Here is a 7,703-nt window from a genome sequence, read left to right as displayed (position 1 = left end):
CCCGCCGCCAAGAGCGACGAGAAATAAGGGAGGGGGAGAATGTCACAACAGAGTCTCACCGATAAAGCCAGCGCGCTGGCGGACAAGGCCAACGAACTGGCTGCGGACGCCGCCGGTCTGGCCATGGAGGCCGGACGCACGGCGAGCGAGCAGATGGGCGCGGTCGCGGACGGCGGCCACGGCCCCTCCATGCTGGTGATCGGGCTTACGGTCTTCGTGCTGGCGGTCTTCGTCGGCTACCACGTGGTCTGGCGCGTGACCCCGGCGCTGCACTCGCCGCTGATGGGCGTCACCAACGCCATCTCCTCGGTGATCATCGTCGGCGGCCTGATCGCCGCCGGTCCGGCCGAGGGGAACTTCTCGCAAGTCATGGGCTTCTTCGCCGTCACGCTGGCGGCCGTCAATATCTTCGGCGGCTTCATCGTGACGCAGCGAATGCTCTCCATGTTCAAGAAAAAACAGCAGAAATAAGGGGGGCATAGAGCATGAGTTACGATCTTTCAGCCCTCTTCTATCTTATCGCCTCGGTGTTGTTCATCCTGGCCTTGAGGGGCCTGTCGCATCCCGAGACGGCGCGCCAGGGCAACTACTTCGGCATCGCCGGCATGGTGATCGCCATCGTCACGACAATCCTGCTGCCCGAGGTGCAGTCCTACTTCGTGATCCTCGGCGGCCTGGTCGTCGGCGGCGCGGTCGGCAGCATGATCGCGCTGCGCATCCAGATGACGGCCCTGCCGCAGCTGGTCGCGGCCTTCCACAGCCTTGTGGGCCTGGCGGCGGTCTTCGTGGCCGCGGCCGCCTTCTATTCGCCGGAAGCCTACGGCATCGGCACCACGGGCGACATTCACGCCGCCAGCCTGATCGAGATGTCGCTGGGCGTCGCCATCGGCGCGATCACCTTCACCGGCTCCATCATCGCCTTCGGCAAGCTGCAGGGCCTGATCTCCGGCAAGCCGGTGGTCTTCCCCATGCAGCACATGGTGAACCTGGGGCTCGGCATCCTTCTGGTGCTGCTGATCGTCCTGCTGGTGAGCGGCCAGTCCGGCACCACCTTCTGGCTGATCGTGCTGGTCTCGCTGGCGCTGGGCGTCCTGATCATCATCCCGATAGGCGGCGCCGACATGCCGGTGGTGATCTCCATGCTGAACAGCTACTCCGGCTGGGCGGCCTGCGGCATCGGCTTCACGCTGGAGAACATGCTGCTGATCGTGGCGGGCGCGCTGGTCGGCTCGTCGGGCGCGATCCTCAGCTACATCATGTGCAAGGGCATGAACCGTTCCTTCTTCTCGGTCATCCTGGGCGGCTTCGGCGGTGAGTCCGCCGGCCCCGCCGAGGACATGGGCGACAAGACGGTGAAGTCCGGTTCCGCCGACGACGCCTCCTTCATCATGAAGAACGCCGGCTCGGTCATCATCGTGCCCGGCTACGGCATGGCGGTGGCCCAGGCGCAGCACGCGCTGCGTGAGATGGCTGAACTGCTGAAGGAGGAAGGCGTCACCGTGAAGTACGCCATCCACCCCGTCGCGGGCCGCATGCCGGGGCACATGAACGTGCTGCTGGCCGAAGCGGGCGTGCCCTATGACGAGGTCTTCGAGATGGAGGAGATCAACCGCGACTTCTCCAGCGCGGACGTCGCCTTCGTGATCGGCGCCAACGACATCACCAATCCGGCGGCGAAGACCGACGCCTCCTCGCCGATCTACGGCATGCCGATCCTGGAGGTCGCCAACGCCAAGACCGTGCTCTTCATCAAGCGGTCGCTGGGCTCCGGTTACGCCGGTGTGGACAACCCCATGTTCTACGCCGACAACACCATGATGCTCTTCGACGATGCGAAGAAGATGTGCGAGCAGATCGTGAAGGCGCTGGAGCAGTAAGGCCCCGGCCTCTCGCTCTGGCCCCTTCGGACTGGAAAAGAAAAAGCCCCGCGGCAGGAAATCGCCGCGGGGCTTTTTTCATGTGAGGTGGGGCGGAGCGCCCTCAGACCATTCCGATCGCGTTCTTGTAGAGGTCCAGGAGTTCTTCCTGCTCGGCGCGGTCGCTGGCGTCCATTTTCCGCAAGCGGATGATCTGGCGCATGATCTTGCTGTCGAAGCCGTTGCCCTTGGCTTCGGCGTAGACCTCCTTGATATCGTCGGAGAGCGCCTTCTTCTCTTCTTCCAGGCGCTCGATACGCTCGATATAGGACTTCAACTGATCTCCGGTCACGCCGGCGACGTCGGGCATTGGCTTCTCCTGGTTTTCTGTCTTGGCACGAAAGAACTGCGGTTTCGGGGATGAAAACTAGACGCGCGCCCTTGCACCCGGCAAGCGCGCGCGCATTTTTTTATGTGGATAGAAGCCGCGCCCTAGTGCTTGTGGCTCTGTTCGAAGGCGGCCTTCTGCTCGGGCGTCGCCTCGCTCTGGTGCTTGGCCTTCCATTCGTCGTAGGGCATGCCGTAGACGATCTCCCGCGCCTCGTCGTAGGAGATTTCCTCGCCGCGCTCCTCCAGCGCCGCGCGGTACCACTTGGAAAGGCAGTTGCGGCAGAAGCCGCCGAGATTCATCAGGTCGATGTTCTGCACGTCCGTGCGCTCGCGCAGGTGCTGCACCAGATGGCGGAAGGCGGCGGCCTCGGCTTCGATGCGGGTCTTTTCGTCCATGTCGCTCCTCGTCTTTTCTGCCTGGAAAGTTTTCCTAGCCCTACAGATAGGGTGCCGGTCGCGGCCTGTCACCCGTCTCAGATGACCTGGAAGCCGTGGGCGAAGGGATCGCGCGGGTCGATGAAGAGGGTGTTGTAGCCGGTCATGCGCGCCCAACCCTCGATCGAGGGTACGATGGCGGCCTTGTTGCCGAGCGTCGTCTCCTCCTCGATCCGTCCGGTGAAGAGCGACCCGATGATGGACTCGTGCACGAAGGGCTCGCCCGCCTGCAGCTTGCCCTTGGCGTGGAGCTGGGCCATGCGCGCCGAGGTGCCGGTGCCGCAGGGGCTGCGGTCGATGGCCTTGTCGCCATAGAAGACGGCGTTGCGGGCGTGGGCCCCGTCCTGGGTCGGCGCGCCGCACCACTGGATGTGGGAGACGCCGCGGATCGTCGGATCCTCAGGGTGCACCACCTCCAGCGTCTCGTTCAGGAGCCGCCGCAGCTTGGGCGAGAGCCGCTGGATGTCGCCCGGCGAGAGCTGGCTCAGGTCGCGGTAGTTCTCCTGCGGCTCCACGATGGCGTAGAAGTTGCCGCCGTAGGACACGTCCAGCCGGATCGGGCCCAGTTCCGGGCAGTCCACCTCGACCCCTTCGAGGGCGAGGTAGGAGGCCACATTGACGATGCGCACCGTCTCGACGAAGGCGCCTTCGCGCCGGTAGTACGCGGTGACCTTGCCCGCGGGCGTTTCCAGGCGCAGAACGCCGGGTTCTCTCGGCGTCACCAGACCCTGCTCCAGCGCGAAGGTCACCGTGCCTATGGTGCCGTGGCCGCACATGGGCAGGCAGCCCGAGGTTTCGATATAGAGGACGGCGATGTCGCAGTCCTCGCGGCTGGGCGGATAGAGGATGGCGCCGGACATCATGTCGTGGCCGCGCGGCTCGAACATCAGGCCGGTGCGCACCCAGTCGTAATGCTTCAGGAAGTGCTGCCGCCGCGCCGACATGGAGCCCATGGGCAAGGGCGGGCCGCCGCCCGCGACCAGGCGCACCGGGTTGCCGCAGGTGTGCCCGTCGATGCAGAAGTAGCTGTGGCGGCCTTCCATGATCCGTCCTGCTCCGTCCTGTTCCGTCCCGTCCCGTCTCGTTTTGGGGCGGCTGTGATTGAACGCGCAGTCTTTCCCAGCCGCAGTCGCGACGCAAGCCCGGCCATTGTTCGTGCGGTATCGGCGGCTGGCCGTTGAGGGCGGGGCGGGTGGCGGCTATAGTCGGCCTCCCATGTCCCACAAAACGGCAGAGGAAATGCAGCTCCCAGACGCGGGCGGCGAGCGGGCGCTCTTGGCGCCGGACGAGCCGCGGCCCTTTCGCATCGTCAATCCAGCCGGCCGCGCCCTGCCGCTGCTGCTGGTCTGCGACCACGCCAGCAACTTCGTGCCCCGCTCGCTCGATCGCCTGGGGCTGGAGGCGGCGGACCTGGAGCGGCACATCGCCTTTGACATCGGCATCGCGGAGGTAGCGCTCAGGCTCTCCTACGAACTGGACGTGCCGCTGGTGATCTCCCAGTTCTCGCGGCTGCTGGTCGATCCGAACCGCAGCCCGGACGACCCGACCTCGATCGCCGAGGTCAGCGACGGCACGGTGATCCCCGGCAACTGCAACCTGACGGAAGAGGAAAAGGAGGCGCGGCGGGCGACCTTCTTCCGCCCCTATCACGCCGCGATCTCGGACACTCTGGACGCTTTGATCGCCGAGGGGACGCGTCCCGGATTCGTCTCGCTGCACTCCATGACGCCCATGCTGCGCGGCGAGCGGCGGCCCTGGGAGACCTCGATCCTCTGGAACGACGACCCGCGCCTGCCCCAGCCTCTCTTGGAAAGCTTCAGGAAACGCGGGCTGGCCGTGGGCGACAACGTGCCCTACGCGGGCAACGACGGACACGGCAACACGGTGCATTTCCACGCCGAGCCGCGCGGCCTCGCCAACATCCTGTTCGAGATTCGCCAGGACATGATCGACACGGCCAAGGGACAGGAACAGTGGGCCTGCTTGCTGGCCGAGGAGCTTTCGTCCATGATTCCGAACTTGGACATAAGCGCGGACTGGAATGCCGTGCGCCGGAGGGAGCGCTGAACTTGGCCGAACCCACCTTCACCGTGGGGATCGAAGAGGAGTACATGCTCGTCGATCCCAAGACCCGCAACCTCTCCGACCGGGTGCCGCCCAGTCTGGTCGAGGAATGCGAGGCGGCCCTGGAAAAGGGCCAGGTCACGCCCGAGTTCCTGCAGGCGCAGATCGAGATCGGCACGCGCAAGTGCGACACCATCAAGGAGGCCGGGCAGGAGGTCGCCCAGCTGCGCCGTCTGGTCGCCGACACGGCGGGCAAGCACGATCTGGCGATCATCGCCTCCTCGACCCATCCCTTCGCCGCCTGGGACGCCCAGCACCACACCGACAAGGAACGCTACAACGTGCTGGCCCGCGACATGCAGGGGGTGGCGCGCCGTCTGGTGATCGGCGGCATGCACGTTCATGTCGGCATCGACGACGACGAGCTGCGCATCGATCTGCTGGGGCAGATCAGCTACTTCCTGCCGCACCTGCTGGCGCTTTCCACCTCCTCGCCCTTCTGGCGCGGACAGAAGACCGGCCTGATGTCCTACCGCATCTCGGTCTTCGACGAGTTGCCCCGGACCGGCCTGCCGGAGAGCTTCGATTCCTTCGGCGAGTACCGGCGGCATATCGACACCCTGATCTCCGCCGGGATCTTCGAAGACGCCTCCAAGCTCTGGTGGGACGTGCGTCCGGCGCAGCGCTTCCCGACCCTGGAGCTGCGCATCCCGGACGTCTGCACGCGCATGGACGACGGCATCACCATCGCCGCGCTCTACGTCTGCCTGCTGCGCATGCTCTACCGCCTGAAGCGCAACAACCAGCGCTGGCGGCGCTACACCAACATGCTGGTGCAGGAGAACCGCTGGCGCGCGCAGCGCTATGGGCTGGACGAGGGGCTGGTGGACTTCGGGCGCGGCGTGATCGTGCCCTACGCCGACCTGCTGGAGGAGATCCTGGTGCTGATCCACGAGGACGCGCTTGCGCTGGACTGTCTGGAAGAGGTGGAGCGCGCCCGCGAGATCCTGCACCGCAAGACCTCCGCCCACCAGCAGATCGCGACCTACGAGCGCGCGCTCTCCGAAGGCGCCTCCAAGCAGGAGGCCCTGGAGTCCGTCGTCGATTTCCTGATCGAAGAGAGCGTCGCGGGCCTCTGACCGCCGCGGCACGAGATCTTTTCCCAACTTTGCCTTGGCCTAGCCTCGGGGGCTTCTCTATGATCGCCGCCGACTTAGGTTTCTGGGGGAAAGTGGCGCGCCGCGGGCTGCGCGCGGGCCCGGCGAAAGACGACAGGAGAAGAGATGAAGAAGTTCGGCATCGGACAGTCCATCCGGCGCGTTGAGGACCAGCGGCTCTTGACCGGCGAGGGCTGTTACACCGACGACATCCGGCCCGAGGGGGCGGTCTTCGGCGCGGTGGTTCGCAGTCCCCATGCCCACGCGACGATCCTCTCCATCGAGACCGACGACGCCAAGGAGGTCGAGGGCGTGCTGGCGGTCTACACCCACGCCGAACTCGACGCCGCCGGTATCCAGGACATTCCCTGCATGACCATGATTCCCGGCAAGGACGGCCAGAAGCCGATCTCTCCGGGCCACCCGGTGCTGGCGCGCGGCAAGGTTCGCCACGTCGGCGACCCTGTCGCCTTCGTGGTCGCCGAAACGCCCGAGGCCGCGCAGGAAGCCGCCGAGATGGTCATGGTCGACTACGAAGACCTGGAGGCCGTCATCGACCCGCAGAAGGCGATGCAGCCGGGCGCGCCGGTGTTGCACGAGGCCGCGCCCGACAACCTGGCCTTCACCTGGGAGACCGGCGACGAGGCCGCCACCGACCAGGCGCTGTCTAAGGCCGCGCGGGTGATCGAGCTGGAGGTGGTCAACAACCGCATCGTGGTGAACTCCCTGGAGCCGCGCAACGCCATCGGCGAGTACGACGCCGGGGCGGACCAGCTGACCCTCACCACGACCACCCAGGGCGTCTTTTCGATCCGCAACCAGATCGCCGGAAAGATCCTGGGCATCGAGCCCGAGAAGCTGAAGGTCCTGACCCCCGACGTGGGTGGAGGGTTCGGCATGAAGCTCTTCGTCTATGCCGAGCAGGTGCTGGTGCTGCACGCCGCCAAGGACCTGGGCCGGCCCGTGGTCTGGAACGGCTCGCGCAGTGAATGCTTCCAGTCCGACAGTCAGGGCCGCGACTTCGTCAACCGTCTGAAGCTGGGCGTCGACGACGAGGGCAAGATCCTGGGTCTCAGGATCGAGAACACCGCCAATCTGGGCGGCTATCTCTCCAACTTCGCGACCTACGTGGCGACCATGGCGGGCGGGCGCATGTTCTCCGGCGTCTACGACATCCCGGCGCTCTACGCCGAGGTGAAGTGCGCCTTCACCAACACCGTGCCGGTCGACGCCTATCGCGGCGCCGGCCGTCCAGAGGCCGCCTACATGCTTGAGCGGCTGATGGACCATGCGGCGCGCGAGCTGGGCATGACCCGCGCGGAAATGCGGCTGAAGAACTTCATCAAGCCCGAGCAGATGCCCTACAAGACCCAGACCGGCATGACCTATGACTCCGGCGATTTCGCGCGGGTTCTTACCCGGGCCCTGGAGAAGGCGGACGCCGAGGGGCTGGCGGCCCGCAAAGAGGAAGCGGAGGCCCGCGGCAACTTCCGGGGTCTTGGCATCGGCTGCTACATCGAGGCTTGCGGCGGCGTCGGGCAGGAGGAGGCAAAGGTACGCCTCGACCAGGACGGCGGCATGACCATCTATGTCGGCACCCAGTCCAACGGCCAGGGCCACGCCACCGCCTACGCCCAGATCCTGAGCGAACGCTTCGGCGTCGACCTCGCCAACGTTCGGGTGCGCCAGGGGAACTCCGAGGAGCTGACGTCGGGCGGCGGCACCGGCGGTTCGCGCTCTCTCCTCATGGGCCGCTTCGCGATCGAGGGCGCGAGCGACAAGGTCGAGGAGCGCCTGAAGA

Annotated in this window: 8 protein-coding genes; 5 read left to right on the top strand and 3 right to left on the bottom strand. The window is 66.1% G+C overall.

Going from position 1 to position 7,703, the window contains the following annotated elements; translation table 11 throughout:
* Nucleotides 1-123: 123 nt before the first annotated feature.
* Together P8X75_13650 and P8X75_13645 are read left to right on the top strand one after the other, a co-directional pair.
* Complete coding sequence (locus P8X75_13650) at nt 124-471, top strand: NAD(P) transhydrogenase subunit alpha (protein MEJ1996226.1); 348 nt, start codon at nt 124-126, stop codon at nt 469-471.
* A gap of 14 nt (nt 472-485) precedes the next feature.
* Nucleotides 486-1,877, top strand: a complete 1,392-nt coding sequence (locus tag P8X75_13645) for an NAD(P)(+) transhydrogenase (Re/Si-specific) subunit beta (protein ID MEJ1996225.1) — start codon at nt 486-488, stop codon at nt 1,875-1,877.
* 103 nt (nt 1,878-1,980) lie between these two features.
* Here P8X75_13645 and P8X75_13640 read toward each other — a convergent pair whose 3' ends face one another.
* The 3 genes from P8X75_13640 to P8X75_13630 all read right to left on the bottom strand — a co-directional run bounded on the left by P8X75_13640 (nt 1,981) and on the right by P8X75_13630 (nt 3,724).
* A complete protein-coding gene (locus P8X75_13640; GenBank protein ID MEJ1996224.1) occupies nt 1,981-2,226 on the bottom strand; it encodes a DUF2312 domain-containing protein in 246 nt (81 codons plus the stop codon).
* 122 nt (nt 2,227-2,348) lie between these two features.
* Nucleotides 2,349-2,642 (bottom strand): DUF1244 domain-containing protein, encoded by a 294-nt coding sequence (locus P8X75_13635; GenBank protein ID MEJ1996223.1) that lies wholly within the window; start codon nt 2,640-2,642, stop codon nt 2,349-2,351.
* A 77-nt stretch (nt 2,643-2,719) separates the two neighbouring features.
* Nucleotides 2,720-3,724, bottom strand: coding sequence for a 4-hydroxyproline epimerase (locus tag P8X75_13630; GenBank protein ID MEJ1996222.1), 1,005 nt, complete (start codon nt 3,722-3,724; stop codon nt 2,720-2,722).
* A 196-nt stretch (nt 3,725-3,920) separates the two neighbouring features.
* Here P8X75_13630 and P8X75_13625 point away from each other — a divergent pair, with 196 nt between their 5' ends.
* The 3 genes from P8X75_13625 to P8X75_13615 all read left to right on the top strand — a co-directional run.
* Entirely contained in the window at nt 3,921-4,748 is an 828-nt protein-coding gene (locus P8X75_13625; GenBank protein MEJ1996221.1) for an N-formylglutamate amidohydrolase, read from the top strand.
* A gap of 2 nt (nt 4,749-4,750) precedes the next feature.
* Nucleotides 4,751-5,884 carry a carboxylate-amine ligase gene (locus P8X75_13620; protein MEJ1996220.1) on the top strand — a complete coding sequence of 378 codons (1,134 nt, stop codon included), beginning with the start codon at nt 4,751-4,753 and terminating at the stop codon, nt 5,882-5,884.
* 144 nt (nt 5,885-6,028) lie between these two features.
* On the top strand, nt 6,029-7,703 hold a 1,675-nt coding region (locus tag P8X75_13615), incomplete at its 3' end, for a xanthine dehydrogenase family protein molybdopterin-binding subunit (protein MEJ1996219.1).

The sequence above is a fragment of the Limibacillus sp. genome, from assembly GCA_037379885.1.
Taxonomy (GTDB): domain Bacteria; phylum Pseudomonadota; class Alphaproteobacteria; order Kiloniellales; family CECT-8803; genus JARRJC01.
The sequence above is the reverse complement of the archived record's forward strand: the minus strand, read 5'-3'. Positions and strand labels throughout refer to the sequence as shown.

What these genes read in the sequence shown, in the direction of transcription:
- P8X75_13630 (MEJ1996222.1), bottom strand. Translation starts at nt 3,724, where the DNA reads ATGGAAGGCCGCCACAGCTACTTCTGCATCGACGGGCACACCTGCGGC.
- P8X75_13635 (MEJ1996223.1), bottom strand. Translation starts at nt 2,642, where the DNA reads ATGGACGAAAAGACCCGCATCGAAGCCGAGGCCGCCGCCTTCCGCCAT.
- P8X75_13640 (MEJ1996224.1), bottom strand. Translation starts at nt 2,226, where the DNA reads ATGCCCGACGTCGCCGGCGTGACCGGAGATCAGTTGAAGTCCTATATC.
- P8X75_13645 (MEJ1996225.1), top strand. Translation starts at nt 486, where the DNA reads ATGAGTTACGATCTTTCAGCCCTCTTCTATCTTATCGCCTCGGTGTTG.
- P8X75_13650 (MEJ1996226.1), top strand. Translation starts at nt 124, where the DNA reads ATGGAGGCCGGACGCACGGCGAGCGAGCAGATGGGCGCGGTCGCGGAC.
- P8X75_13625 (MEJ1996221.1), top strand. Translation starts at nt 3,921, where the DNA reads ATGCAGCTCCCAGACGCGGGCGGCGAGCGGGCGCTCTTGGCGCCGGAC.